Annotated in this window: 27 protein-coding genes and 1 tRNA gene; 22 read left to right on the forward strand and 6 right to left on the reverse strand. The window is 71.7% G+C overall.

The features are described from left to right. Positions 1 to 30 precede the first annotated feature (30 nt). The 6 genes from DMB42_RS30850 to DMB42_RS30875 all read left to right on the forward strand — a co-directional run bounded on the left by DMB42_RS30850 (position 31) and on the right by DMB42_RS30875 (position 4,280). Positions 31 to 720: a TetR/AcrR family transcriptional regulator C-terminal domain-containing protein gene (locus DMB42_RS30850; protein ID WP_125639444.1), complete on the forward strand. Its 690-nt coding sequence runs from the start codon at positions 31 to 33 to the stop codon at positions 718 to 720. 11 nt (positions 721 to 731) lie between these two features. Continuing rightward, positions 732 to 1,094: a hypothetical protein gene (locus DMB42_RS30855; protein ID WP_125639446.1), complete on the forward strand. Its 363-nt coding sequence runs from the start codon at positions 732 to 734 to the stop codon at positions 1,092 to 1,094. After that, on the forward strand, positions 1,091 to 1,468 hold the full coding sequence (locus DMB42_RS30860; protein ID WP_125639449.1) for a hypothetical protein: 378 nt from the start codon (positions 1,091 to 1,093) through the stop codon (positions 1,466 to 1,468). The genes DMB42_RS30855 and DMB42_RS30860 overlap by 4 nt, the downstream gene beginning before the upstream one ends. A gap of 31 nt (positions 1,469 to 1,499) precedes the next feature. Continuing rightward, positions 1,500 to 2,105: an SRPBCC family protein gene (locus DMB42_RS30865; RefSeq protein WP_125639452.1), complete on the forward strand. Its 606-nt coding sequence runs from the start codon at positions 1,500 to 1,502 to the stop codon at positions 2,103 to 2,105. Between the two features lie 133 nt (positions 2,106 to 2,238). Further along, the gene (locus DMB42_RS30870) at positions 2,239 to 3,462 is read left to right on the forward strand and encodes an MFS transporter (RefSeq protein ID WP_125640202.1); all 1,224 of its coding nucleotides are present in this window, start codon (positions 2,239 to 2,241) and stop codon (positions 3,460 to 3,462) included. Beyond that, positions 3,459 to 4,280: a metal-dependent hydrolase gene (locus tag DMB42_RS30875; protein WP_125639455.1), complete on the forward strand. Its 822-nt coding sequence runs from the start codon at positions 3,459 to 3,461 to the stop codon at positions 4,278 to 4,280. Before DMB42_RS30870 ends, DMB42_RS30875 begins: the two co-directional genes overlap by 4 nt. Before the next feature lie 14 nt (positions 4,281 to 4,294). On the opposite strand, the gene DMB42_RS30880 is transcribed toward DMB42_RS30875, so the two are convergent. After that, on the reverse strand, positions 4,295 to 5,035 hold the full coding sequence (locus DMB42_RS30880) for a dienelactone hydrolase family protein (RefSeq protein ID WP_125639458.1): 741 nt from the start codon (positions 5,033 to 5,035) through the stop codon (positions 4,295 to 4,297). A gap of 49 nt (positions 5,036 to 5,084) precedes the next feature. On the opposite strand from DMB42_RS30880, the gene DMB42_RS30885 reads away from it, so the two are divergent. The 7 genes from DMB42_RS30885 to DMB42_RS30915 all read left to right on the forward strand — a co-directional run bounded on the left by DMB42_RS30885 (position 5,085) and on the right by DMB42_RS30915 (position 9,176). Next, complete coding sequence (locus DMB42_RS30885) at positions 5,085 to 5,504, forward strand: MarR family winged helix-turn-helix transcriptional regulator (protein WP_221762427.1); 420 nt, start codon at positions 5,085 to 5,087, stop codon at positions 5,502 to 5,504. A gap of 50 nt (positions 5,505 to 5,554) precedes the next feature. Then, positions 5,555 to 5,770, forward strand: a complete 216-nt coding sequence (locus DMB42_RS30890; protein ID WP_125639461.1) for a helix-turn-helix domain-containing protein — start codon at positions 5,555 to 5,557, stop codon at positions 5,768 to 5,770. A gap of 3 nt (positions 5,771 to 5,773) precedes the next feature. After that, the gene (locus DMB42_RS30895) at positions 5,774 to 6,304 is read left to right on the forward strand and encodes a Clp protease N-terminal domain-containing protein (protein WP_125639463.1); all 531 of its coding nucleotides are present in this window, start codon (positions 5,774 to 5,776) and stop codon (positions 6,302 to 6,304) included. Positions 6,305 to 6,398: 94 nt separating this feature from the next. Then, positions 6,399 to 6,471 (forward strand) — tRNA-Ala (locus DMB42_RS30900). Positions 6,472 to 6,610: 139 nt separating this feature from the next. Continuing rightward, positions 6,611 to 7,408 (forward strand): hypothetical protein, encoded by a 798-nt coding sequence (locus DMB42_RS30905; protein WP_125639466.1) that lies wholly within the window; start codon positions 6,611 to 6,613, stop codon positions 7,406 to 7,408. Next, the gene (locus DMB42_RS30910; protein ID WP_125639469.1) at positions 7,405 to 8,538 is read left to right on the forward strand and encodes a sensor histidine kinase; all 1,134 of its coding nucleotides are present in this window, start codon (positions 7,405 to 7,407) and stop codon (positions 8,536 to 8,538) included. The genes DMB42_RS30905 and DMB42_RS30910 overlap by 4 nt, the downstream gene beginning before the upstream one ends. Next, a complete protein-coding gene (locus DMB42_RS30915; protein ID WP_125639472.1) occupies positions 8,535 to 9,176 on the forward strand; it encodes a response regulator transcription factor in 642 nt (213 codons plus the stop codon). The genes DMB42_RS30910 and DMB42_RS30915 overlap by 4 nt, the downstream gene beginning before the upstream one ends. A 17-nt stretch (positions 9,177 to 9,193) precedes the next feature. Here DMB42_RS30915 and DMB42_RS30920 read toward each other — a convergent pair whose 3' ends face one another. Beyond that, a complete protein-coding gene (locus DMB42_RS30920) occupies positions 9,194 to 9,574 on the reverse strand; it encodes a hypothetical protein (RefSeq protein ID WP_125639474.1) in 381 nt (126 codons plus the stop codon). Positions 9,575 to 9,635: 61 nt separating this feature from the next. Here DMB42_RS30920 and DMB42_RS30925 point away from each other — a divergent pair, with 61 nt between their 5' ends. Beyond that, positions 9,636 to 10,082: a MarR family winged helix-turn-helix transcriptional regulator gene (locus DMB42_RS30925; RefSeq protein ID WP_260478049.1), complete on the forward strand. Its 447-nt coding sequence runs from the start codon at positions 9,636 to 9,638 to the stop codon at positions 10,080 to 10,082. Here the strand turns inward: DMB42_RS30925 and DMB42_RS30930 are convergent. Genes DMB42_RS30930 through DMB42_RS30940 form a run of 3 tightly spaced genes read right to left on the reverse strand, consistent with a single transcriptional unit; the run spans position 10,079 to position 13,286 of the window. Continuing rightward, a complete protein-coding gene (locus DMB42_RS30930) occupies positions 10,079 to 11,575 on the reverse strand; it encodes a pyridoxal-dependent decarboxylase (protein WP_260478050.1) in 1,497 nt (498 codons plus the stop codon). The genes DMB42_RS30925 and DMB42_RS30930 overlap by 4 nt on opposite strands. A 44-nt stretch (positions 11,576 to 11,619) precedes the next feature. After that, the gene (locus tag DMB42_RS30935; RefSeq protein ID WP_125639476.1) at positions 11,620 to 11,805 is read right to left on the reverse strand and encodes a DUF4236 domain-containing protein; all 186 of its coding nucleotides are present in this window, start codon (positions 11,803 to 11,805) and stop codon (positions 11,620 to 11,622) included. A 35-nt stretch (positions 11,806 to 11,840) separates the two neighbouring features. Continuing rightward, positions 11,841 to 13,286 carry a PLP-dependent aminotransferase family protein gene (locus DMB42_RS30940; protein ID WP_125639479.1) on the reverse strand — a complete coding sequence of 482 codons (1,446 nt, stop codon included), beginning with the start codon at positions 13,284 to 13,286 and terminating at the stop codon, positions 11,841 to 11,843. Between the two features lie 68 nt (positions 13,287 to 13,354). On the opposite strand from DMB42_RS30940, the gene DMB42_RS30945 reads away from it, so the two are divergent. The 8 genes from DMB42_RS30945 (at position 13,355) to araA (ending at position 23,427) form a co-directional block, all read left to right on the forward strand. Beyond that, positions 13,355 to 14,104: a metallophosphoesterase gene (locus tag DMB42_RS30945; RefSeq protein ID WP_125639482.1), complete on the forward strand. Its 750-nt coding sequence runs from the start codon at positions 13,355 to 13,357 to the stop codon at positions 14,102 to 14,104. Positions 14,105 to 14,604: 500 nt separating this feature from the next. Further along, positions 14,605 to 15,723, forward strand: a complete 1,119-nt coding sequence (gene chvE, locus DMB42_RS30950; protein WP_125639485.1) for a multiple monosaccharide ABC transporter substrate-binding protein — start codon at positions 14,605 to 14,607, stop codon at positions 15,721 to 15,723. Between the two features lie 62 nt (positions 15,724 to 15,785). Next, entirely contained in the window at positions 15,786 to 17,315 is a 1,530-nt protein-coding gene (gene mmsA, locus DMB42_RS30955; RefSeq protein ID WP_125639488.1) for a multiple monosaccharide ABC transporter ATP-binding protein, read from the forward strand. Positions 17,316 to 17,320: 5 nt separating this feature from the next. Then, positions 17,321 to 18,589, forward strand: coding sequence for a multiple monosaccharide ABC transporter permease (gene mmsB, locus DMB42_RS30960; RefSeq protein ID WP_221762428.1), 1,269 nt, complete (start codon positions 17,321 to 17,323; stop codon positions 18,587 to 18,589). Positions 18,590 to 18,660: 71 nt separating this feature from the next. Then, a complete protein-coding gene (locus DMB42_RS30965; protein ID WP_125640216.1) occupies positions 18,661 to 19,644 on the forward strand; it encodes a LacI family DNA-binding transcriptional regulator in 984 nt (327 codons plus the stop codon). Between the two features lie 53 nt (positions 19,645 to 19,697). Further along, positions 19,698 to 21,317, forward strand: coding sequence for a ribulokinase (gene araB, locus DMB42_RS30970; protein ID WP_125640219.1), 1,620 nt, complete (start codon positions 19,698 to 19,700; stop codon positions 21,315 to 21,317). An 11-nt stretch (positions 21,318 to 21,328) separates the two neighbouring features. Continuing rightward, entirely contained in the window at positions 21,329 to 21,976 is a 648-nt protein-coding gene (locus DMB42_RS30975) for an L-ribulose-5-phosphate 4-epimerase (protein ID WP_185844943.1), read from the forward strand. After that, positions 21,973 to 23,427 carry an L-arabinose isomerase gene (gene araA, locus DMB42_RS30980; protein WP_125639494.1) on the forward strand — a complete coding sequence of 485 codons (1,455 nt, stop codon included), beginning with the start codon at positions 21,973 to 21,975 and terminating at the stop codon, positions 23,425 to 23,427. The genes DMB42_RS30975 and araA overlap by 4 nt, the downstream gene beginning before the upstream one ends. On the opposite strand, the gene DMB42_RS30985 is transcribed toward araA, so the two are convergent. After that, a complete protein-coding gene (locus tag DMB42_RS30985; protein WP_221762432.1) occupies positions 23,424 to 23,771 on the reverse strand; it encodes a PLD nuclease N-terminal domain-containing protein in 348 nt (115 codons plus the stop codon). The two genes, araA and DMB42_RS30985, sit on opposite strands and share 4 nt — an antisense overlap. Positions 23,772 to 23,792 lie beyond the last annotated feature (21 nt).

Genomic DNA, 23,792 nt, shown 5'->3' on the forward strand with positions numbered 1-23,792 from the left:
TAGCAGTTTCGTACGGTGTAGCATCGGGGCATGAGTTCCGTGTGGTCGCGTCCCGTGCCTCCCCGGCGTCCGGCGCTGAGCAGGGAGGCGGTCGTGGCCGCGGCGGTCGAGCTGGCCGACGCCGAGGGGCTGGGCGCCGTCTCGATCCGGCGGGTGGCCGCCGAGCTCGGCGCCCGCACGATGACGCTGTACTCCTACATCGAGCGCAAGGAGGACCTGCTCGCCCTGATGGCCGACGAGATCGCGGCCGAGGTGCTGGTCGAGGAGCCGCTGCCCGGCGACTGGCGGGCGGCGCTGCTGCTGCTGGCCAGGCGCGAGCGCGAGGTCGTGCGCCGCCATCCCTGGCGGGTCGAGCTGATCTCCCAGGGCGTCGCCGTCGGGCCCAACGGCCTGCGGCACGTCGAGCAGAAGTTGTCCGCCTTCGACGGGCTCGGGGCCGACCGGCTGCGGGTCTGGCGTTACCTGGCGGCGTTCAACGACTACATGACCGGGTTCGTGGTCAGGGAGGCGCTGGAACGGGGGCAACCCCGGCAGGGCGGCATCAACGACGCCGAGCGGGCGGCCGTGGCCGAGCCGTACATCAGGGAGCTGATCGAGGGGGGCGAGTTCCCCAGGCTGGCGCCGATGATCGAGCAGGGTGTGCCGGGCGCCGACGACAATTTCGAGCGCGGCCTGTCGTGGGTGCTGGACGGAATCGAGGGCGACCTGCCCGGGCGCTAACCTGTCTCCCGATGAACACCACCGTCTCCACGATCGTCATCGTCGGCTCACTGCTGCTCATGCTGGCGAGCCTGGTCGTCGCCGTCCGTAACCGGCCCATGGGCATGGTCCTGCTGGTCGGCTTCGCCGTGCTGGAGGTGGCGATCCTGGTGCAGGCCGGGTTCGTGATCGCGGCGGTGGCCGGCGGCGAGGGGCCGCCGGAGAAGGTCACGCTGTTCGGCTACATCGGCGGCCAGGTGCTGATCCCGCCCGCCGGGGTGTTCCTCGCGCTGGCCGAGCGCAGCCGCTGGGGGACGGCGATCCTGGTCGTGGCCGGGTTCGCGATCGCGGTGATGAACGCGCGGCTGCTGCAGATCTGGCAGGGCGTGGCGTGACCGCCCCGATCGGCACCGGTCCCGGGCGCGCGCTGGTCGCCGTCTACGGGCTGTTCTCGCTGGCGGCGGGGGCGCGGGCGGCCGTGCAGATCGCCACCAGGTTCGACGAGGCGCCGCTCGCCTACTCGTTGTCGGCCTTCGCCGCGCTGGTCTACATCGTGCTCACCGTCGCCCTCGCGCGCGGCGCCCGCCGCCTCGCGCTCGGCGCGCTCCTCATCGAGCTGGCCGGAGTGCTGGTGATCGGCACCCTGAGCCTCGTCGATCCGGCCGCCTTCCCCGACGCGACCGTGTGGTCGACGTACGGCAAGGGTTACCTGTTCATCCCCCTCGTCCTGCCTTTCGTGGGCCTCTACTGGCTGCTGCGCAGGCGTTAACGTCCGGCGCGCGCGGGCAGTGGCAGACCCCATGAGTACGATCGAGCACTCAGTGGACGTCAGCGTCCCGATCCGAGTGGCCTACAACCAGTGGACCCAGTTCGAGAGTTTCCCCGAGTTCATGGAAGGCGTGGAGTCCGTCAAACAGGTCTCCGACACGCTGACCGAGTGGGTGGTGGAGATCGCCGGGGTCCGGCGTGAGTTCCAGGCCGAGATCACCGAGCAGCACCCCGACGAGCGCGTCGCCTGGCGCGGCACGGACTCGCCGCACCACGCGGGCGTCGTCACCTTCCACCGCATCGACGAGGCCACCACCAAGGTCACCCTCCAGATGGAGTACGACCCCGAGGGTGTCGTCGAGACCGTCGGCGACGCCCTGCAGATCGTCCGGCTGCGCATCAGGAACGACATGGAACGCTTCAAGTCGTTCATCGAGTCGCGCGGTGGCGAGACCGGCGGCTGGCGCGGCGACGTCCCCGCCCCGCACCAGCACGGCTCCACCTACGGCGACAGTGACGCGCCGGTCCCGCCCGGCACCGTCGGCGGCGAGGATTTCCGGCCCGGCGGCACCCTTCCGCCTCCCGGCCCGGTGCCCCCACGCAACCAGCCCCCGGAGGGCCCGGCCCCGGTCCTGTAGGGCGGCCGTCTCCCCCTGAGATCATCAAGCCCCCGCCCCGGGGGCTTTCTCATATCCAGGAATAAAGGGACATTACGGTCCTGTTAAGGTGGTGATTCGTCCCATGATTTGATGAGTGGAGGACCTTCCCAGCATGAGCGTGTACGCCCAAGAGACCCGAGGCAGAACGGCCCCCCTTGCCTGGCTTCTCGTGCTGGGGATCGTTCTGGCCGCGCTGAACCTTCGTACGGCCGTAACCAGCGTCGGCCCCCTGCTCGACCAGCTCGCCGGGGCGCTCGGCATGAGCAGCGTCGGCACCGGACTGCTCACCACCCTGCCCGTGCTGGCCTTCGCCGGCGTCGGCGCCCTCACGCCCACGCTGGCCCGGCGGATCGGCGAGCACCGGCTGCTGCTGCTCGCCCTCGTCACGCTCGGCACGGGCATGCTGGTCAGGTCGCTGGTCGGGTCGGCCCCGGTGTTCCTGCTGAGCAGCGCGGTCGCGCTGTCCGGCGGCGCCGTCGGCAACGTGCTCATCCCGACGCTGATCAAGCGTCACTTCCCCGGGCGTACCGGGATCATGACCACCGTCTACACCACGGCCCTGGCGGCGGGCACCATGCTGGCCGCCGCCGCGACCGTGCCGATCGAGCGTGCGTCGGGGGACTGGCACATCGCGCTCGGCGTGTGGGCGGCCCTGGCCGCCGTGGCCGCCATTCCGTGGCTTGCGCTGTTGCGCAGTGAGCCGGAGCGGGACACGGGCAGCCGGGACGCGGGCATCTCGACCCTGCTCAGGAGCAGGCTCGCCTGGATGGTCGCGATCTACTTCGGGACGCAGTCGATGATCGCCTACATCATGTTCGGCTGGCTGGCCACGATCCTCACCGACGGCGGGTTCACCACCGGGCAGGCCGGGCTCATCCTCGGCGTGTTCACCGCGCTGAACATCCCGGTCTCGATCCTCGTGCCCACGATCGCCGCGCGCTTCCGCGACCAGCGGCCGGTCGTCGTGGGGCTGGTCGTGTTCTACACGATCGGCTTCCTCGGGCTGTGGTTCGCGCCCGCCTCGACCGCCATGGTGTGGGTGGTGTTCGTGGCGGTCGGCATGGGGTCGTTCCCGCTGGCGCTGATGATGCTGGGGCTGCGCACCCGTACGCCGGAGTCCACGGCCGCGCTGTCGGCCTTCGGGCAGAGCGCCGGATATCTGATCGCCGGCGCCGGTCCGCTCCTGGTCGGGGTGATCTACCAGATGACCGGCGGCTGGGAGCTGACGTACGCCCTGCTCTTCGCCGTGATCGTCGTCCAGCTCTTCACCGGCCTGTACGCCGGCCGTGACCGCTACCTGGAGGACGAGCGCAAGCCTGCCACAATGACCAGGTGAGATCCACTGTCGTCACCTTTCCCGACGGCCACGTCAGCGGCCGTTCCCCGATTGTCGGGGCCGTGCCGGTGGGGGACCGGCACGGCCTCGTCACCGCCGAGACGCCGTTCCATCCCCTCGACCACACCTGGCCCGACCAGCCCGCCGACCGCGGCACGATCGGGGAGCTGCCGGTCGTCGACTGCGTGACAGGGGCCCAGTCGAACGACGGTGAGATCTTCGTCGGCGAGTCCATCCCGGTCCGCCGGGGCACCGAGGGCTGGGAGTGGCTGGTCGTCCACGTCACCGACACCCCGCTGCCCGTCGGCACCGAGGTGGACCTTGAAGTGGACGCCGGTTACCGAGCGGCGCTCTCGGCCGGTCACACCGCCTGCCACCTGGCCGCGCTGGCGCTCAACGCGGCGCTCGCCGACCGGTGGCGGAAGGAGGTGCGCCAGGACCGGCTCGGCAATCCCGACTTCGACCAGACGGCGATCACCTCCTCGCACATCCAGCCCCACGGCAGCGTGGACGTCTACCGGCTGGGCAAGTCGCTGCGCAAGAAGGGTTTCTCCGCCGACGACCCCGACGCGGCCGAGCTGGCGGGGCGGGTGGACGAGCGGCTTGAGTCGTGGGTGGCGGCCAAGGCGGCGGTCCGGATCGACGTGCCGGGTCCCGGGCTGACCGCGCTGCGCACCTGGCACTGCTCGCTGCCCGAGGGCGAGGTGTCGATCCCGTGCGGCGGCACGCACGTGCGCGACACGGCCGAGCTGGGCTCGGTCAAGGTCGCGTTCTCGCTGGAGGAAGCGGCCCTGACCATGCGCACCACCTGCGGCTGACCCACCCTCTCGCCTCAGGCTCTTTCGGCCAGGAAGGCGAGCACCCGGCGCCAGGCGTCGGCGCAGGCCGCCTCGTGCCCGCCGTGGGACTCGTCGAAGAAGCCGTGCGGGGCGCCCGGGTAGACGACGATCTCGTGCTCGACCCCCGCCTCGGTCAGCGCGGCCCCGAACTCGGCCACCTGCTCGGCCGGGATGCCCTCGTCAGCCCCGCCGACCCGGCCGAGGACCGGCGCGCCCAGCTCCGCCGCGTGCTGGGTGGGGCCGGGGCCGTACGGGCCCGCGATGCCCGGCGCGCCGTAGAACCCGATCACGCCGGCGAACCCGAACCTGGGCTCCGAGGCGAAGAACGCGTTCCGCCCGCCCATGCAGAACCCGAGCGCCACGGCCGGCCGGCCCAGGTGCCCGGTCGCGGCCCGGAGGTCGGCCTGGATGTTCTCCCTGGTCAGCTTGGGGATGTGGGCCATGACCTGGAAGGACTCGCCCCGGTCGTCGTCGGGGGCGGTCCTGCCGTAGTAGTCGATGGCGACGGCCGGGTGGCCCTGCTCGGCCAGCCGTACGGTGAGCTCCTTGTAGAAGCCGTGCAGGCCTCGTACGTCGGGGAGGATCACCACCCCCGGCCCGCTCACCCGGTCGGGACGGGACTCGTAGGCGGCGAACGACGTGCCGTCGGCGGAGGTCAGGCGGAGGGCGGCGGAGCGGGTGCCGGTGATCGGCGGTTGCGGGCGCGGTGGGGCGGCGTCGTTGTCGTAGCACATAGTGCCGGGAAACTACCAAAGTTGGATTGATAAAGCTAGACTTGGCTTTGTGCTTGCCAAGGATCTGCGGATCTCGGTCGGGCGGCTCGCCCGCCGCATCCGTCAGCTGTACACGAACGCCTCCGGCGACGACGTCTCGTTCACCGAGCTCGCCGTGCTGTCCCGCCTCGACCGGGACGGCCCCCACACCTCGGCCCAGCTCGCGCACCTCGAACGCATCACCGCCCAGGCCATCGGCACCGTCCTCGGCGGCCTGCACCAGCGGGGCATGGTGGCCCGCGAGCCCGATCCCGCCGACCGGCGGCGGGTGATCACCGCCATCACCGACTCCGGCAGCGCCGCGCTGGTCAGCCGCGAACAGGTGATCACCGAACGCCTGGCCGCCGCCGTCGACTCCCTCACTCCCGACGAACGCGACCGCCTCGCGGCCGCCCTTCCCGTGCTCGTCAATCTGGCCGAACGCCTCTGAGGCGTCAGCATATGTTGACAAGCGGGCCTCTGTCAGCACATGCTGACACCATGGACGTCACCGAACTGGCCGAGGCGGCCGCCGACCGCGACCCCGGCACGGGGCTGGCGGCGGTGGCCGCGCTCCGGACCCTGCTGGAGGAGTTGGAGGCGGTCCACGTCTCCAACGCCCGCGCCGCCGGCTGGTCGTGGGAGCAGATCGCCGGCGCGCTGGGGGTCCGGCGGCAGTCCGCCCATCGCAAGCACGCCCGCAGAACGGGGAGGTAGCAGGTGTTCGACAGGTTCACGCAAGGCGCCCGCGAGGCGGTGGTCCGGGCGGGGTTTCTCGCGCTCGACGCCCACCGTGCCACGCTCGACGCCGATCTCCTGCTGCTGGGCGTGGCCGAGGTGCGGCCGTTCACGCTGCCCTCCTTCACCGCCTCCGGCGCCGACCTGCGCCCGCGGCTCGACCTCGGCGACGCGCGTTCGCTGCTGGCCACCCTCGGCATCGACCTCGACGAGGTGCGCCGCCGTACCAGGGCGGGGACGGACGCGCCGGAGTTGTGGTCCCTGCGCAGGTCGCGGCTGCGCCCGCTGCGCGTCACCCTGGACGGCCCGCTGGGCCGGATCCCGCTGGCCATGCACGCCAGGAAGGTGATCGAGGTGGCCATGTGGAAGCCCGGACCGGTCACGGGCGAACGGCTGCTGTGGGGCCTGCTGGCCGACGGCGCGAACGGCGCCGGCCGCCTGCTGGCCGAGGCCGGGGTCGACGTGGTCGCGCTGGTCAGGGAGGCGGGCATCCCGGTCCGCCACGCCGCCTGACCGGCCCCGCCTGAGGTCGCCGGGGGCCCTGGGCGCAGCGCGGTTGCGGCGTGGCACGAGGGCTCCCGAATTCCTATACACTTGGTGATCGCAAGGGGCTATGGCGCAGTTGGTAGCGCGCCTCCATGGCATGGAGGAGGTCTGGGGTTCGAATCCCCATAGCTCCACCCCAAGAAAACGGTGGTGTCCTTCGGGCGCCACCGTTTTTCGTTGTCCGGTGCGGGTGGTGTCAATACCTCTCAGGTCCTTCTTTTTCGGAGCTGAGGGAGACGCGGGTGGCGGGCCGGGGCCGGGATCGTCGGGGGCATGCGACTTCAACGAATGCAGATCGCGGCGCGGGTCGTCCTCGCGGCCGTCGTGGTGCTGGCGCTCGCGCCGCTGCCGGCGCTTCCGTACACCGCGGGGTTCGCGCCGCACTGGGTGACCGTGCTCGCGGCCGTGCTGGGGGCGGTCTTCGTGGTACGGCCGCGTCCGGCGGGGTTGCTGCCCGCCCTGCTGCTGCTGTGGTCGGCGGGCGGTCTCGTGCTCGACGCCTTCCGTGCCTTCTTCGCGGTCACCGGGATCCCCGCGGGGGAGTTCGCGCGGGTCGACTGGCCGGGGATGGTGTTGCGCGGGCTCAGCCTGGCCGGCTGCGCGTTGCTGGGCGCGCTGGTGCTGCCACGCGTCAGGGTTCCCGGCGGGGCGTGGCTCGGGTACACCGCGTTCGCCGTCGGGTTCGTCTATCCGCTGGCCAAGCTGTACTGGTCCGCGGGCGGCACGCTGCTGCGCCCCGCCGGGTACGGCGAGGGTTTCCCGTACGGTGAGCTGATCATGCTGGTGATCGGGGCTGTGGGTTCTCTGGCCCTCGTCCAGAGGTGGGGACGGTCGCTGCCGAGGCGGCTGGTGCTGGCCGGCGGCTGGACGGGCGCGGCCATGTTGACCACTATGGGGGCTATGTCCGTTCTCGGCACCTTCGCCCAGGTGCTTGGCATCACCCAGGGCCCGGTGCCGCTGTCCGATCTCGCGACCGTAGTGACGGTCGGCGTCGTGTACGGGAGCTGGCTGCTGTTCGGGCTGGCGGTCGCCGGGGCCACGCTCTCCTACCAGCGCACGACGCCGCGGTGAGGCCCCGTCGCGCGGACGTGCTCCTGGCCCTGGACGGCGGGGTGCCGCTGGTCCCGCTCTCCCTGACGGTGGCGGTGTTGTCGGTGCCGGGGACGCGTGCCGTCCTGCTGGCGGGGGCCTGTCTGGTGGCGCACGCGGCCCTCGCCTACCGGCGGGCGATGTGGGCGTTCCTCGTGGTCGCCGGGGCCTTCGCCGTCCAGGCCGCCGTGACCGGGCTGTTCCTCGTACTGCCGTCGGCGTTGGTGTTCCCGCTCGCGGTCTACTCCTGCGCCGCCCACGCCCGGCGTTGTCCGCCGCTGGCGGTCGGGCTGGCGGGGGCGGGGGTGGCGGCGGCCCGGTTCGCGACCGACTCCAGCGTCGAGGCCGCGGGGCTGGGGCCAGACCCGTGGTTGCTGGCCGGGCTGCTGGCCGCCGTGGTGGTCGCGGCGTGGGGGCTCGGACTGTACCGGCGTACCCAGCTCGCCCACGTGGACCTGCTGCGGGAACGGGCCCGTGAGGCCGCGGCGCGGGCGACCGCCGAGGAGCGGGCCAGGATCGCCCGCGAGATGCACGACGTGGTCGCCCACGCGCTGGCGGTCATCGTCGCCCAGGCGAGGGGCGGCCGGTTCGCGCCCGCGCGCGCGGAGGAGATCCTGGCCACGATCGAGGAGACGGGGCGCGCGGCTCTCACGGACATGCGGGCCGCCGTCGGCGTGCTGCGCGCCGGGTCCGGGGCGGCGACGGCGGAGGCCGGGCCGCCGCCCGGTCTGGCCGGCCTGCCGGACCTGGTGGCGCGCACCCGGGGCGCGGGCCTGCCCGTGGAGGAGGTCGTACGCGGAACGCCGCACCCCCTCGGACCGGCCGCCGATCTCGTCGCCTACCGTGTGGTGCAGGAGGCGCTCACGAACACGCTCAGGCACGCCGGCCCCGGCGCGCGCAGCACGCTGCGGCTGGAGTGGGCCGACGACGCTTTGCACATCACCGCCGGCGACGCGGGCGGTCGCGCCCGCGCCGCCACGCGCGGCAACGGGCCGGGGAACGGGCTGGCGGGGATGCGCGAGAGGGTGACCGAGGTGGGCGGGACGCTGGACGTCCGGACGGAGGAGGCGGGCGGCTTCGTCGTCGAGGCCCGCCTGCCGTACCGGACATGACGATCAGGGTCTACGTCGTCGACGACCAGCGGCTGGTGCGTACGGGCACGGTGATGGTGCTCGACGCGCAGGACGACATGCGCGTGGTCGGGGAGGCCGGCGACGGGGTGGAGGCGCTGGCCGGGCTGCGCGCGGTGACGGCGGACGTGGTGCTCATGGACGTACGGATGCCGCGCATGGACGGCGTCGAGGCGACCCGGCGGCTGCTGGCGGCCGGCGACGCCCCCAAGGTCATCGTCCTGACCACCTTCGACCTGGACGAGTACGCCTTCTCCGCCCTGCGGGCCGGCGCGTCGGGGTTCCTGCTCAAGGACGCCCCCGCCGAGGAACTGCTGGCCGCGGTGCGTACCGTCCACAGGGGGGACGCGGTGATCGCCCCCTCCACGACCCGCCGCCTGCTGGACCACGTCGCGCCGCACCTGCCGGACGCCGGGCCCGACCCGCTGACCAACCGCGAACGGGACGTGTTACGGCACATCGCCCGGGGCGCGACGAACGCCGAGATCGCCGGAGCCCTGTTCATGGCCGAGGGCACCGTCAAGACCCACGTCGGCCGCATCCTGGGCAAGCTCGGGCTGCGCGACCGGGTCCAGGCGGTCATCTGGGCCTACGAGCACGGGCTGAACCGCCGCCCCTGAAGACGCTGAAGGCGGGGTCAGGCCGTGGCAGGCGCGGTACGGGCACGGCGGGTCAGGGCCCAGGCGGTCGACAGGTGGGCGGCGGCGGCGATCGTGCCGCCCACGGCCATGCCCGGCACACCCTGCGTGAGGCCGATCGCGACGTCGGCGACCTGCACCACCCCGGACGCGACGAGCAGCGGGACCAGGGCCGGCCGTCCCTTGGCGGTCATGGCCCACAGGAGGGCGGCGCCGAGGGGGAGGGCTCGGGCGGCGTAGGTCTGGGCGTACAGGGAGAGGCCGCCGGAGACCTCGGCGCCGGCGGGCAGGATGACCGACGGGTCCACCACGGCGACCGCACCGGAGACCATGGCTCCGGCTGCGGCGACGACGTTGAGGACCACGAGGGACTTGCGCATAGAGATTCTCCACTCGAATCGTTCAGCTCTTGAATGATAAATCGACGGTACCATTACGGTTGTGGATGAAGTCAAGCCGGTGTCGGTGGCGGGGACGATGGCCTTCAGGCTCGGGACGCTGGGGGCGATCCTGACCGAGCGGTTCACCGCCGCGCTCGTCCCGCTCGATCTCAAGCCCAAGCACGTCGGGCTGTTGACGCTGCTGGAGGCGAGGGGCGCGGCCTCGCAGCTCGACGTCGCGCGGACCATGGGCGTCGCGCCGAGCCTGGTGGTGACGCTGGCCGACCACCTGGAACGGCTCGGCGCGATCTCACGGGTGCGCGACCCGGACGACCGGCGGCGGCAGCTCCTCGACCTCGCCGGCGAGGGGCGGGCGCTGCTGGACCGGTGCCTGGAGGTGACGCTGGAGATGGACGCGGAGCTGACCGGCGGCCTCGGCCCGCGCGACCGGGCGGTGCTGGCGAAGGTGCTCGGCACGCTCGCCGCGCAGGCCGGGCTGCCGATCTAGTCGGTCTGGTCGGTCTGGTCGGTCTGGTCGGTCACCCGCTGGATCGGCAGGGCCTGGTGCTCCCGGCGGATGTCGTCCCAGGCCTGCTCGACGTGGCGGTGTTCGGTGGCGGGGGAGCCGACGGCCATGCGCAGCACGACCCGTCCGCCGATCGTGGTGTGCGTGAGGTAGAGGGAGCCGCCGGCGTTCACTGTTTCCATGAGTCGCAGCGTGGCCGCGTCGGCGGCGGCGGGGGACAGGCCGGGCCAGTGGGGGCGGAAGCAGACCAGGCCGAGCGGGTGCGGCTCGTGCACCTCGAAGGCCGGGTCCGCGGCGATCCGGGCGGCCAGGTCCTGGGCCAGGGAGACGCCCTTGCGGATGTGGGCGCGCAGGCCCTCGGCGCCGTACCAGCGGATGACCGACCACAACTTCAGCGCTCGGAAGCGGCGGCCGAGCGGGATCTGCCAGTCGCGGTAGTCGACCACCGAGCCGGACGAGGAGGCGGGGTTGCGCAGGTATTCGGGCAGGATCGACAGCGCGTCGAGCAAGGGGGTGCGGTCGGCGGTCCACAGTACGGTGCAGTCGAAGTTGGTCAGCAGCCATTTGTGCGGGTTCGTGGAGTAGGTGTCGGCGTACTCGGCCAGGCCGTCGTTGAGCCGGCGGAACTCGGGGCAGACGGCGGCGACCCCGGCGTAGGCGGCGTCCACGTGCAGCCACACGCTGTGCTCGCGGCACACCTCGCCGATCGCCGGCACCGGGTCGACGGCGGCCGTGGACGTGGTGCCGACCGTGGCGCACACCATGGCGGGCACCGCGCCGGCCGCCCTGTCGGCCGCGATCAGCTCGCGCAGCCGTACGGGGTCCATGGCCAGCGTACGGTCGTCCACGTCGACGACCCTTACGCCCTGCGCGCCCAGGCCCGCCACGCGCGCCGCCTTCTCCAGCGAGGAGTGGGTCTGCGACGAGACGTAGATCGTGTACCGATCGGCGATCCCGGTACGCGTCACCCGCCCGCCGCTCGCCCGGTGCAGGGCGGCGAGCAGCGCGACCAGGCAGGCGCTCGACGCCGAGTCCTGGATCACGCCGCCGCCGCGCGCGTCCGTCCTGAAGTGGGCGGGCAGGCCGAGCAGGCTCGCCAGCCAGTCCACCACCACGCTCTCCAACTCGGTGCAGGCCGGGCTGGTGATCCATAACATGCCCTGCACCCCGAGGCCGCTGGAGAGCAGGTCGCCGAGGATGGCGGGGCCGCTGGCGTTGGAGGGGTAGTAGCCGAAGAAGGAGGGGTGCTGCCAGTGGGTCAGGCCGGGCAGCAGGATCGTGTTCAGGTCGGCCAGCACGGCCTCGAACGGCTCGCCGTGCTCGGGCGGTTCGGCCGGCAGCGCGTCGCGGATCTCTCCCGGGCCGACCCGCGACCGCACCGGGTGGGACTCGATGCCCGCCATGTAGTCGGCGATCCAGTCGACGACCTGCCTGCCGTGGCGGCGGAACTCCTCCGGGCTCATGTGGGCGTTCATGATTTCAGATCATCATGGCCCGGGCCCGGGAAGAAGGGACGGCGTCAGCGTCCGCCGAGGGTCTTGCGCCAGTGGAAGCCGCCGGGCAGGTTGACCGACAGCGTACGACGTCCGTCGGCGGTGCGCGTGACCCTGAACAGCCGGTTGCCCCAGCTGTGGCCGACGCCGCCGCGGGACAGGTTCAGCCGGATCGGGCCCAGCTTGATCGTCTTACGGTAGCTCCAGCTCATCGGACTCCTCCGTAGAGATCGCGAGAGCCTTCCGACTACCCGAGAAAGCCTGATATATCGGGGTTTTCGGGGGTTGCGGTGCCTTCGTTGGTGGATGCCCAGGTCAGGGTCTCGGCGAGGGCGTCCAGGGCGGCGGGGTAGGCGCGTTCGGAGGGGGCGGCGTACCCGATGAGCAGGCCCCCGGGGCCGGGCGTCTGGCGCAGCGGGGTCAGGCCGCGCAGGGCGATGCCGCGCCGTTCGCAGGCCGCCAGCAGCGCGGACTCCGGCGGGCCGTCCGGGGGGAGCAGCAGCAGGGCGCGCAGGCCGGCGGCCACGCCGGGCAGGCGCGCGCCGGGCAGCGGCGCGTCAGGGCCGGGGCCGAGCCGGGCCAGCAGCAGGTCGCGGCGGCGGCGGTAGCGCAGGCGGGCGGCGCGGATGTGCCGGTCGTAGGCGTGGTCGGCGATCAGGCGGGCCAGTACGAGCTGTCCCAGCACTTCGGTGTGGGAGTCGGCGTGCAGCTTGGCGTCGGCGACCGGGTCCACGAGGGCGGGCGGGAGCACCATCCAGCCCAGGCGCAGCGCCGGGGACAACGACTCGGAGGTGGTGCCGCAGTAGACGACCTGGTCGGGGGCCGTCGCCTGGAGGGCGCCCACGGGACGGCGGTCGTAGCGGAACTCGCCGTCGTAGTCGTCCTCGACGACCGTGCCGCCCCACTCGCGCAGCAGGCGGCGGCGCGCGGGGGCCAGGGGGACGCCGGTCGGGTACTGGTGCGCCGGGGTGAGGACGGCGGCGGCCACGCCGGGACCGAGCTCGCCGGTACGGGCGCCGTGCCCGTCCACCGGCAGGGGCACGACCGTACGGCCGGCGCGGCGCAGGACCTCGCGGTAGAAGTCGTGGCCCGGGTCCTCCATGGCGACCGGCCCCGCGCCGAGCACGGCCGCCAGCAGGTTGAGCGACTGGACGAACCCCGTGGTGATCACGATCTGGGCGGGCGTGGCGCGTACGTCCCGGGTCCTGCCCAGGTAGTCGGCCAGCGCGGTGCGCAGCTCGACACGGCCCCGGGGATCGCAGGGGCCGAAGACCTCGGCGCCGGCGGTGGCGAGCACCTGGCGGGTGGCCCGCAGCCAGGCACGCGAGGGGAAGGCGGAGCCGTCGGGCTGCCCGGGGCGCAGGTCGTGCGCCGGGCGTGTGGCCACGGCGGCGGGCCGGGGTGACGCGGCACGGGGGCTGGGCGGGGGGACGTCGGCGACCACGGTGCCCGAACCCGGCCGGGTGCTCAGGTAGCCCTCCTCGGCGAGCTGGTCGTAGGCGGCGCTCACCGTGCCGCGGGCCAGGCCCAGCCCGGCGGCGAGCGCGCGGGTCGAGGGCAGCCGGGTGCCGGGCGGCAGCCGCCCGTCGCGTAGGGCGGCGCGCAGCGCGTCCTCGACCCCGCGCCGGCGTCCGTGGGCGGGGTCGAGCTCCAGATGCAGGTCCACGCCCTGACTGGCCCAGTCTTTCGACACAGAACCGGATCTTACGGCTGGTCCGGTCGGCGGCTAGCGTCGAGGGGTTACCCGAAAGGATTTCTGTCATGCTCGTGATCGCCCACCTCAGCGACATCCACATCGGCGGCTCCGACCGGTCCGCCGAGCGCACCGACTCCGTCATGCGCCACCTGGACGCCCTCCCGTACGACCTCGACGCGGTGCTCGTCACCGGCGACATCGCCGACCACGGGCTTGCCGAGGAGTACGAGCAGGCACGCAAGCTGCTGACCTCGCGCCACCCGGTCCTCCTCTGCCCGGGCAACCACGACGTACGGGAGGAGTTCCGCCGGGTGCTGCTCGGCGAGCCGGCCGCGGCCGGACCGGTCAACCGGGCCCACCGCACCGGCGGGGCCCTCTACGCGATGTGCGACTCCTCCATCCCCGGCCAGGACGCGGGCGACCTGGACGGCGAGACGCTGGCCTGGCTCGACGGCGTGCTCGGCGAGGAAGGCGACCTGCCGGCGTTCGTGGCCTTCCACCACCCGCCCGCGCCGCTGCACTCGCCCGTCGACACGATCATGCTCCGGCGGCCCGAGCGCCTGGCGGACCTGCTGGCCGGCCACCCGAACGTGGCCGCCGTGCTGGTCGGCCACGCGCACACGGCCGCGGCCTCCACCTTCGCCGGACGCCCGATGCTGGCGGCCCCCGGTGTGCTGTCCACGTTGCGGCTGCCGTGGGAGGGCGCGACGACGCTGGCCGGCTGCGCCGACTACGCGCTCCCGCCGGGGCTCGTCTACCACGTCCTGGACGACACCGGCCGGATCACCACCCATCACCGCGTCGTGCCGGTCTGAGGTCGTACGCCGCCGGGTGGCCGCGGGGCTCCCGGCGGCGGGCCGGTCGTTTCATGGGCGCGCTCCTCACGGGACTCTGTTAGCGCTAACAGGGGTGGTTGGCGCCACAGTAAGGACCGGATGCCCTTACGGTCAAGGGGTTCCCGGCGTGACGTGACCGTAATCGAGGGGGCCCTTGACGGGGCTGGTTGTTAACGCTCACAGTCGGGGCCAAGCCAGGAAGGGAGCGGTTGCGGCGGCGGACGGCAACGGCTGTTCGGCACGCGAGGCACGCGGCGGCGCGGGGCGCTGACCTGCGATGGGGGCGCCATGAAAGTTACCTCAAGGTTTCCTGGAGGTTATGGCCGACCGTTGACAGAAGCTTTGTTAACGATAACAATCGGCCAGAACGAAGCACGAACTTTGTTCTGATTCAGCACGTCCCGTGGCTGAGTCCCCTGCTCTTTCGGCAGTTAACGCTCACATGCCGCTGCCGCAACCCCCATCGCAAGGAGTGCCACATGAGGTTGGGACGTATCGGGGGCGTGGTGTCCGCCATCGCGCTCGCCGCGACCATGACGGCCTGCGGCTCCAGCCAGAAGACGGTCGACGCCGGCACCTCCGCGCCGGCCGGGACGGGAGGCGCGGGCGCCCTGATCGGCGTCACCATGCCCACCAAGTCGTCCGAGCGCTGGATCCACGACGGCGACAACGTCAAGCAGCAGCTGGAGAAGCTGGGCTACAAGGTCGACCTCCAGTACGCGGAGAACGACATCCCGACCCAGGCCAACCAGATCGAGAACCAGATCACCAAGGGCGCCAAGCTCCTGATCGTCGCCTCGATCGACGGCACCGCGATCACCTCGCAGCTCCAGCAGGCCGCCGACGCCAAGATCCCGGTCATCGCCTACGACCGCCTGATCCGCAACAGCCCGAACGTCGACTACTACGCCACGTTCGACAACTTCAAGGTCGGCGTGCAGCAGGCGACCTCGCTGCTCAAGGGCCTCGGCGTCGAGGACGGCAAGAAGGGCCCGTTCAACGTCGAGCTGTTCGGCGGCTCGCCCGACGACAACAACGCCACGTTCTTCTGGAACGGCGCCCTGTCGGTGCTCCAGCCGAAGATCGACGACGGCACCCTCGTGGTCAAGAGCGGCCAGAAGGACTTCAAGACCGCCGCCATCCTGCGCTGGGACCCGGCCACGGCCCAGAAGCGCATGGAGGACATCCTCACCAAGACCTACAACGGCGGCACCAAGGTGGACGGCGTGCTGTCCCCGTACGACGGCCTGTCCATCGGCATCCTGTCGGCGCTCAAGAGCTCCGGCTACGGCACCAGCGGCCAGCCGTACCCCGTCGTGACCGGCCAGGACGCCGAGCTCGCCTCGGTCAAGTCGATCATCGCCGGTGAGCAGTACTCCACCATCTTCAAGGACACCCGCAACCTCGCCGGGCAGACGGTGAAGATGGCCGACGCGGTCCTCAAGGGCGGCAAGCCCGAGGTGAACAACACCAAGGACTACGACAACGGCAACAAGGTCGTCCCCTCCTACCTGCTCGACCCGGTGATCGTGGACAAGAGCAACTACCAGGAGGTCATCGTCGGCGGCAACTACTACACCGAGGACCAGCTCAAGTAAGGGCCCGCCCCGGGGGACGCCCGTCCCCCGGGGGCACCTTCCCTGACCTGAGCGAGGGGCATATGACCGAGCACATCTTGCGGATGAGCGGGATCACCAAGACGTTCCCCGGCGTCAAGGCGCTGCAGGACGTCAACCTGGCCGTCCGGCGCGGCGAGATCCACGCCGTCTGCGGCGAGAACGGCGCCGGCAAGTCGACCCTGATGAAGGTGTTGTCCGGGGTCTACCCGCACGGCGACTACGAGGGCGAGATCACCTTCGAGGGCAGGCGCTGCGAGTTCTCCGGCATCCGCGACAGCGAGCACGCCGGGATCGTCATCATCCACCAGGAGCTGGCGCTCAGCCCGCAGCTGTCGATCGCCGAGAACATCTTCCTCGGCAACGAGCGCGCCAGGCGCGGCTTCATCGACTGGAACCGCACCAACTTCGAGGCCGCCGAGCTGATGCGGCGCGTCGGCCTGGCGGAGAACCCCACCACCACGGTCTCCGACATCGGCGTCGGCAAGCAGCAGCTCGTCGAGATCGCCAAGGCGCTGTCGAAGGAGGTGCGGCTGCTGATCCTCGACGAGCCCACCGCCGCGCTCAACGACGACGACTCGGCCCACCTGCTCGACCTGCTGCGCGGGCTGCGGGACGAGGGCATCACCTGCGTGATCATCTCCCACAAGCTCAACGAGGTGACCGCGATCGCCGACTCCGTCACGATCATCCGCGACGGCCGCACGATCGAGACCCTCGACATGGCCGCCGACCACGTCACCGAGGACCGGATCATCTCCGGGATGGTCGGCCGCGCGCTGGACAACCGCTTCCCGCCGCACGAGCCGACGGTCGGCGAGGAGGTCCTGCGCATCGAGGACTGGACGGTCCACAGCCCGAGCCAGCCCGGCCGCAAGGTCGTGGACGGCGCCTCCCTCACGTTGCGCAGGGGTGAGATCGTCGGCCTGGCCGGGCTGATGGGCGCCGGGCGCACCGAGCTGGCGATGAGCCTGTTCGGCCGCACGTACGGCGTGCACATCTCCGGCAAGGTCTTCAAGGACGGCAAGCCGATCGAGATCCGGAACGTCCAGGACGCGATCAACCACGGCCTGGCCTACGCCACCGAGGACCGCAAGCGGTACGGCCTCAACCTCATCGAGGACATCAAGCGCAACATCAGCGCCGCCGGGCTCAAGGGCCTGTCCCGGCGCGGCTGGGTGAACGAGAACGAGGAGTACAAGGTCGCCGAGGAGTTCCACCGGAGCATGAACATCAAGGCGCCCAGCGTCAACAGCGTCGTCGGCAAGCTGAGCGGCGGCAACCAGCAGAAGGTCGTGCTCTCCAAGTGGATCCTGACCCAGCCTGACGTGCTGATCCTCGACGAGCCCACCCGCGGCATCGACGTCGGCGCCAAGTACGAGATCTACACGATCATCAACCGCCTGGCCGACCAGGGCAAGGCGGTGCTGGTGATCTCCAGTGAGTTGCCCGAGCTGCTCGGCCTGTGCGACCGCATCTACACACTCTCCGAAGGTCGCATCACCGGCGAGGTTCCCCGCCAGGAGGCCACCCAGGAAAGCCTCATGCACCTCATGACCAAGGGACAGGAGTAGCTCCGATGAGCAGCATCACGCCCGCCGACGTGCAGGTCGGCGGCAGCGCCGCCGGAAGTGACGGGGGAGCGCCGCGGCGGCCCGGCCGGGTGTCGCTGGGCGGCCTGTCCCTGAACCTGCGTTCGAGCGGCATCTACATCGCCTTCGCGCTGATCATCGTGCTGTTCTCGGTGCTCACCGACGGCGCGTTGCTCCAGCCGCAGAACATCTCCAACATCATCGTCCAGAACTCCTACGTCCTGATCCTGGCGATCGGGATGATCCTGATCATCATCGCCGGGCACATCGACCTGTCGGTCGGCTCGGTGGTGGCGGTCACCGGGGCGCTGGCGGCCGTGCTCATGGTGAACATGGGCATGCCGTGGCCGCTGGCCCTGCTGATCACGATCGCCGCCGGCGCGCTGATCGGGGCCTGGCAGGGGTACTGGATCGCCTACTTCGGCATCCCGGCCTTCATCGTCACGCTGGCCGGCATGCTGCTGTTCCGCGCGCTCACCATGACCGTGCTGGGCAACCAGGGCATCGGCCCGTTCCCCGACCAGGTCCGTACGCTGGCCAACGGTTTCACCGACGGCTACCTCGGCAACGTCGGCCTCGGCCCGCTGGGCGGCGCCGACCTGTTCAGCCTGCTCATCGGCCTGGTCGCGATCGGCGGCATGGTCGCCGCGCAGTGGCGCACCCGCAACGCCCGCAAGGGTTACGGCCAGTCGGTCGACCCGATGGCCGTGTTCGCGCTGAAGATGGCGGCCGGCGCCGCGCTGATCCTGTTCCTGGTCGTGCAGCTCGCCCGGTTCAAGAACCTGCCGTGGGTGCTGGTGCTGCTGGCCGTGCTCGTGCTGGCGTACTCGCTGATGGCCAACCGTACGGTCTTCGGCCGGCAGATCTACGCCCTCGGCGGCAACCTCCAGGCGGCGGTCATGTCCGGCGTCAAGGTCAAGTCGGTGGTGTTCTGGATCTTCGTGAACATGGGCGTCCTGTCGGCCGTCGCCGGCATCATCTTCGCGGGCCGGCTCAACCAGGCCGGCCCGACCGCCGGCAACAGCTTCGAGCTGGACGCCATCGCGGCGGCCTTCATCGGCGGCGCGGCCGTGCAGGGCGGCGTCGGCAAGGTCGTCGGCGCGATCACCGGCGGCCTGATCATGGCTGTGATCAACAACGGCATGTCGCTCATCGGTTCGCCCAGCGAGCGGGTGATGCTCGTCAAGGGCGCCGTCCTGCTGGCCGCCGTCGCGTTCGACGTGTGGACCAAGCGCCGGGCCGGCGCCTCCCGCTGATCGCCGCATATCCCGGCAGCCCCGCGAAAGGAGAACCCGTGGTACCGAGCCCCAGGCGGCGCCCGCCGGTCATGGCCGACGTGGCCAAGGAGGCCGGCGTGTCGCACCAGACGGTCTCGCGGGTGCTCAACGACCACCCGAACGTCCGGGCCGGCACCCGCGCCCGGGTGGAGGCGGCGATCACCCGGCTGGGCTACCGGCGCAACCTGGTGGCCCGCGCGCTGGTCACCCAGCGGTCGCGCACGCTCGGCGTGGTGAGCTTCGACACCACCCTGTACGGCCCGGCCAGCATGGTCTACGGCATCGAGCAGGCGGCCAGGACCGCGGGCTACTTCGTCAGCATCGTCAGCCTGAAGTCGATCGACGCGGACAGCGTGCGCGACGCCCTCGACTACCTGGCCGAGCAGAGCGTGGACGGGGTGGTGGTGGTCGCGCCGCAGCGCTCGGCCGCCTCCGCCCTGGAGAGCCTGCCGGTCGGGGTGCCCGCGGTGGTCGTGGAGGGCGCGCACGGCGCCGACGTCTCCGCGGTCTGCATCGACCAGGTCGAGGGCGCCAGGCTCGCCACCCGGCACCTGCTCGACCTGGGCCACGAGACGGTCTGGCACGTCACCGGGCCGGCCGACTGGCTGGAGACCGAGGGCCGGATCGAGGGCTGGCGGTCGGCGCTGGAGGAGGCCGGCCGCCCGGTGCCCGAGCCGCTGGCCGGCGACTGGAGCCCGCGCGCGGGGTACGCGGCCGGCAAGGTCCTGGCCGGGATGGACGGGGTCACGGCGGTGTTCGCGGCCAACGACCAGATGGCCCTCGGCGTGCTGCGCGCGCTGAGCGAGGCCGGGGTGCCCGTGCCCGGCCGGATCAGCGTCGTGGGCTTCGACGACATCCCCGAGTCCGAGTTCTTCTCCCCGCCGCTCACCACGGTCAGGCAGGATTTCGACGTGGTGGGCCGTCACTGCATCGAGGTGCTGCTGCGGCAGATCGACGCCGGGCCCGCGGCGTACGAGCGCCTGGTGGTGCCGCCCAGCCTCGTCGTCAGGTCCAGCACCGCGCCGGGCCGATAGACGGCGGGCGAACAGACAATTTCCTGGAGAGCAATGTGAACGCTAACAAGTACGTGGTCGGAGTGGACTTCGGCACGCTGTCGGGGCGCGCGGTCGTCGTCCGCGTGGCCGACGGCGCCGAGCTGGGCAGCGCCGTCCACGAGTACGCCGAGCGCGTCATCGAGCACACGCTCCCCGGCACGGACGTGCGGCTCGGCCCCGACTGGGCGTTGCAGTCACCGCGGGACTGGCTGGACGTGCTGCGCCTGGCCGTGCCCGGGGCCCTTGCCGCCGCCGGGGTCGCCCCCGAGGACGTGATCGGCGTCGGCGCCGACTTCACCGCCTGCACCGTGCTGCCCACGGCGGCCGACGGCACGCCCTTGTGCTTTGAGACGCCCGAGCAGCCGCACGCCTGGCCGAAGTTGTGGAAGCACCACGCCGCCCAGCCGCACGCCGACCGGATCAACGAGCTGGCCGCGCGCCGGGGCGAGAGCTGGCTGCCGCGCTACGGCGGCAAGATCTCCTCCGAGTGGGAGTTCGCCAAGGCCCTCCAGGTCCTGGAGGAGGCTCCCGAGGTGTACGCCAGGGCCGAACGCTGGATCGAGGCCGCCGACTGGATCGTCTGGCAGCTCTCCGGCGTCGAGAGCCGCAACATCTGCACGGCCGGTTACAAAGGCGTCTTCCAGGACGGGAGCTATCCCTCCGAATACTTCCTGACCGCCCTGAACCCCGATTTTTCCGGCTTTGTCGGCAAACTTGCCACCGGTGTGGTCGGCGACGACGTCAACGGCACCACCCTGGCCCCCCTCGGCGGGCTCGCCGGCCGGCTGACCGGGCGGGCCGCCGCCTGGACCGGCCTGCCCGAGGGCGTCGCCGTCGCCGTCGGCAACGTGGACGCGCACGTCACCGCCGCCGCCGCGGACGCCGTACGGCCCGGTCAGATGGTGGCCATCATGGGCACGTCCACCTGCCACATCATGCCCAGCGATCGGCTGGCCGAGGTGCCCGGCATGTGCGGCGTCGTACGGGACGGCATCGTGCCCGGCCTGTGGGGCTACGAGGCCGGGCAGTCCGCGGTCGGCGACATCTTCGCCTGGTACGTCGACAACTTCGGCGCCGACGGCCACGAACGCCTGACCGAACTGGCCGAGCGGCAGGCCGTCGGCGCGCACGGGCTGGTCGCGCTCGACTGGTTCGGCGGCAACCGTTCGGTGCTCGTGGACCACGACCTGTCCGGCGTGATCGTCGGCCAGACCCTCGCCACCCGGCCCGAGGACGTCTACCGCGCCCTCATCGAGTCCACCGCGTACGGCGCCCGCATGATCGTCGAGACGTTCGAGCGGTCCGGTGTGCCCGTCGAGGAGTTCGTGGTCGCCGGGGGACTGCTGAAGAACCGCTTCCTCATGCAGGTCTACGCCGACGTACTGCGCCGCCCGCTGTCGGTCATCGGCTCCGACCAGGGCCCCGCGCTCGGCGCGGCGCTGCGCGCGGCCGTCGCCGCCGGCGCCTACCCGGGCATCGGCGAGGCCGCCGCGGCGATGGGCAAGCGCACGCGGGCCGCGTACGTGCCCGACCAGGCGCGCGCCGACGCCTACGACCGCCTGTACGCCCAGTACCGCGAGCTGCACGACCACTTCGGTGACGGGCGCATGCTGCACACCCTCCGCGCGATCAGGAACGAGGCCGCCAAGTGAACCACGAGGCAATGAGAGCGACCGTCGCCGGGCTGCATGCCGAGCTGGTGAACTACGGCCTGGTCGTCTGGACCGCGGGCAACGTCTCGGGCCGGATCCCGGGCGAGGACCTGTTCGTCATCAAGCCGTCCGGGATCTCCTACGACGAGCTGACCCCCGAGAACATGGTCGTCTGCGACCTCGACGGCAACCTCGTCGAGGGCGCCCACGCCCCCTCCAGCGACACCGCCGCGCACGCCTACGTCTACCGCGACATGCCCGAGGTGGGCGGCGTCGTCCACACGCACTCCACCTACGCCTCGGCGTGGGCCGCGCGCGGCGAGGCCATCCCGTGCGTGCTGACCGCGATGGCCGACGAGTTCGGCGGCGAGATCCCGGTCGGACCGTTCGCGCTGATCGGCGACGACTCCATCGGGCAGGGCGTCGTGGAGACGCTCAAGGGCCACCGCTCGCCGGCCGTCCTCATGCGGAACCACGGCGTCTTCACCATCGGCAAGGACCCGAAGGCCGCCGTCAAGGCCGCCGTGATGTGCGAGGACGTGGCCCGTACCGTCCACGTGGCCCGGCAGCTCGGCACGCCGCTGCCCATCGGCCCGGACCACATCGACCGCCTGTACGACCGCTATCAGAACGTCTACGGACAGAGGAGCCCCCGTTGAACATCTGGTTTCTGACCGGCAGCCAGGGACTGTACGGCGGGGACACCCTGCGCCAGGTCGCCGAGCAGTCGCGGCGCATCGCCGAGCAGCTTCCCGTGCCCGTACGGTGGCAGCCCGTGCTGACCGACGCCGCGGCGATCAGGCGCGTGATGCTGGAGGCCAACGCGGACGACGAGTGCGCCGGCGTCATCGCCTGGATGCACACCTTCTCCCCGGCCAAGATGTGGATCGCCGGTCTCGACGCGCTGCGCAAGCCGCTGCTGCACCTGCACACGCAGGCCAACGTCCAGTTGCCGTGGAGCTCCATCGACATGGACTTCATGAACCTCAACCAGGCCGCGCACGGCGACCGCGAGTTCGGGTTCGTGCAGACCCGGCTCGGCGTACCGCGCAAGACCGTCGCCGGGCACGTCAGCGACCCGGCCGTCGGCGCGCGCATCGAGGCGTGGGCGCGCGCGGCCAGGGGCGTGGCCGAGGTGCGGGCGCTCAGGCTGGCCCGCTTCGGCGACAACATGCGCGACGTCGCCGTGACCGAGGGCGACAAGGTCGAGGCGCAGCTCCGCTTCGGCGTCTCGGTCAACACCTACGGCGTCAACGACCTGGTCGAAGCCGTGGACGCGGCCTCCGACGCCGACGTCTCCGCCCTGGTCAAGGAGTACGCCGAGCTGTACCGGGTGGCCCCCGAGCTGCTCGGCGAGCGCAACGAGTCGCTGCGGTACGCCGCCAGGATCGAGATCGGCCTGCGCGGCTTCCTGGAGCGCGGCGGATTCCGCGCCTTCACCACGAACTTCGAGGACCTCGGCGGCCTGCGCCAGCTCCCCGGCCTGGCCGTCCAGCGCCTGATGGCCGACGGCTACGGCTTCGGCGGCGAGGGCGACTGGAAGACCTCGGTCCTGCTGCGCACCCTCAAGGCGATGACGCCCGGCGGCACGTCGTTCATGGAGGACTACACCTACGACCTGACGCCCGGCAACGAGCTGATCCTCGGCGCGCACATGCTGGAGGTGTGCCCGTCCATCGCCGCCGGGACGCCGTCGTGCGAGATCCACCCGCTGGGCATCGGCGGCCGTGAGGACCCGGTACGGCTGGTGTTCGACGCCGCCCCCGGCCCCGGCATCGTCGTCGGCCTGGCCGACATGGGCGACAGGTTCCGCCTGGTGGCCAACGAGATCGACGTCGTCGCGCCGCCGGAGCCGCTGCCCGCGCTGCCCGTGGCCCGTGCCGTCTGGTCGCCGCGGCCGAACCTGCGCACCTCGACCGAGTCGTGGCTGACCGCCGGGGCGCCGCACCACACCGTGTTGTCCACCGCCGTCGGGCGCGAGGAGCTGGCCGAGCTGGCCGACATGCTCGGCGTGGAGCTGCTGATGATCGACAAGGACACCACGACGGACCGGTTCGTCAAGGAGATGCGCTGGAACCAGGCGTACTACCGCCTGGCCCAGGGTTTCTAGTCCTCCGGCGGCTTCTTCGGGGCGTTCCTGCGCTGCTCCTCGGCACGTTCGCGGCAGCGGCGCAGGAACTCCTCGTCGTCGTCGGGGTTGGTGGCGGCGAAGCGCCCGGGGCGGTCGTACTCGGGGAACGGGCTGGGCCGCGAGGCCGCCTGCGGCGCGCGCTCGGGGCGTCCGGCCAGCAGCCAGACGACCGAGCCGATCAGCGGGAACAGCAGGACGACGAGCACCCATACGATCTTGGGCAGGTTCCTGCAGACCGCGTCCGGCGTGGTGATCACGTCGAAGAGGCAGTAGAGCCACAACACGAGCGTGGCCAGACCCATGGCCTCGGACAGATACAGCACGGCCCCGAACGTAGTGACGGG

This window comes from Nonomuraea sp. WAC 01424, assembly GCF_003947315.1.
Lineage (GTDB): Bacteria > Actinomycetota > Actinomycetes > Streptosporangiales > Streptosporangiaceae > Nonomuraea > Nonomuraea spiralis.

Bases quoted from the DNA above. Each gene is read 5' to 3' on its own strand.
- DMB42_RS30880 (WP_125639458.1), bottom strand. From the start codon at position 5,035: ATGTGCTACGACAACGACGCCGCCCCACCGCGCCCGCAACCGCCGATC.
- DMB42_RS30945 (WP_125639482.1), top strand. From the start codon at position 13,355: ATGCTCGTGATCGCCCACCTCAGCGACATCCACATCGGCGGCTCCGAC.
- DMB42_RS30965 (WP_125640216.1), top strand. From the start codon at position 18,661: ATGGCCGACGTGGCCAAGGAGGCCGGCGTGTCGCACCAGACGGTCTCG.
- DMB42_RS30865 (WP_125639452.1), top strand. From the start codon at position 1,500: ATGAGTACGATCGAGCACTCAGTGGACGTCAGCGTCCCGATCCGAGTG.
- DMB42_RS30920 (WP_125639474.1), bottom strand. From the start codon at position 9,574: ATGCGCAAGTCCCTCGTGGTCCTCAACGTCGTCGCCGCAGCCGGAGCC.
- DMB42_RS30890 (WP_125639461.1), top strand. From the start codon at position 5,555: ATGGACGTCACCGAACTGGCCGAGGCGGCCGCCGACCGCGACCCCGGC.
- DMB42_RS30930 (WP_260478050.1), bottom strand. From the start codon at position 11,575: ATGAACGCCCACATGAGCCCGGAGGAGTTCCGCCGCCACGGCAGGCAG.
- mmsA (WP_125639488.1), top strand. From the start codon at position 15,786: ATGACCGAGCACATCTTGCGGATGAGCGGGATCACCAAGACGTTCCCC.
- DMB42_RS30870 (WP_125640202.1), top strand. From the start codon at position 2,239: ATGAGCGTGTACGCCCAAGAGACCCGAGGCAGAACGGCCCCCCTTGCC.
- DMB42_RS30850 (WP_125639444.1), top strand. From the start codon at position 31: ATGAGTTCCGTGTGGTCGCGTCCCGTGCCTCCCCGGCGTCCGGCGCTG.
- DMB42_RS30855 (WP_125639446.1), top strand. From the start codon at position 732: ATGAACACCACCGTCTCCACGATCGTCATCGTCGGCTCACTGCTGCTC.
- DMB42_RS30935 (WP_125639476.1), bottom strand. From the start codon at position 11,805: ATGAGCTGGAGCTACCGTAAGACGATCAAGCTGGGCCCGATCCGGCTG.
- chvE (WP_125639485.1), top strand. From the start codon at position 14,605: ATGAGGTTGGGACGTATCGGGGGCGTGGTGTCCGCCATCGCGCTCGCC.
- DMB42_RS30975 (WP_185844943.1), top strand. From the start codon at position 21,329: ATGAGAGCGACCGTCGCCGGGCTGCATGCCGAGCTGGTGAACTACGGC.
- mmsB (WP_221762428.1), top strand. From the start codon at position 17,321: ATGAGCAGCATCACGCCCGCCGACGTGCAGGTCGGCGGCAGCGCCGCC.
- DMB42_RS30905 (WP_125639466.1), top strand. From the start codon at position 6,611: ATGCGACTTCAACGAATGCAGATCGCGGCGCGGGTCGTCCTCGCGGCC.
- DMB42_RS30915 (WP_125639472.1), top strand. From the start codon at position 8,535: ATGACGATCAGGGTCTACGTCGTCGACGACCAGCGGCTGGTGCGTACG.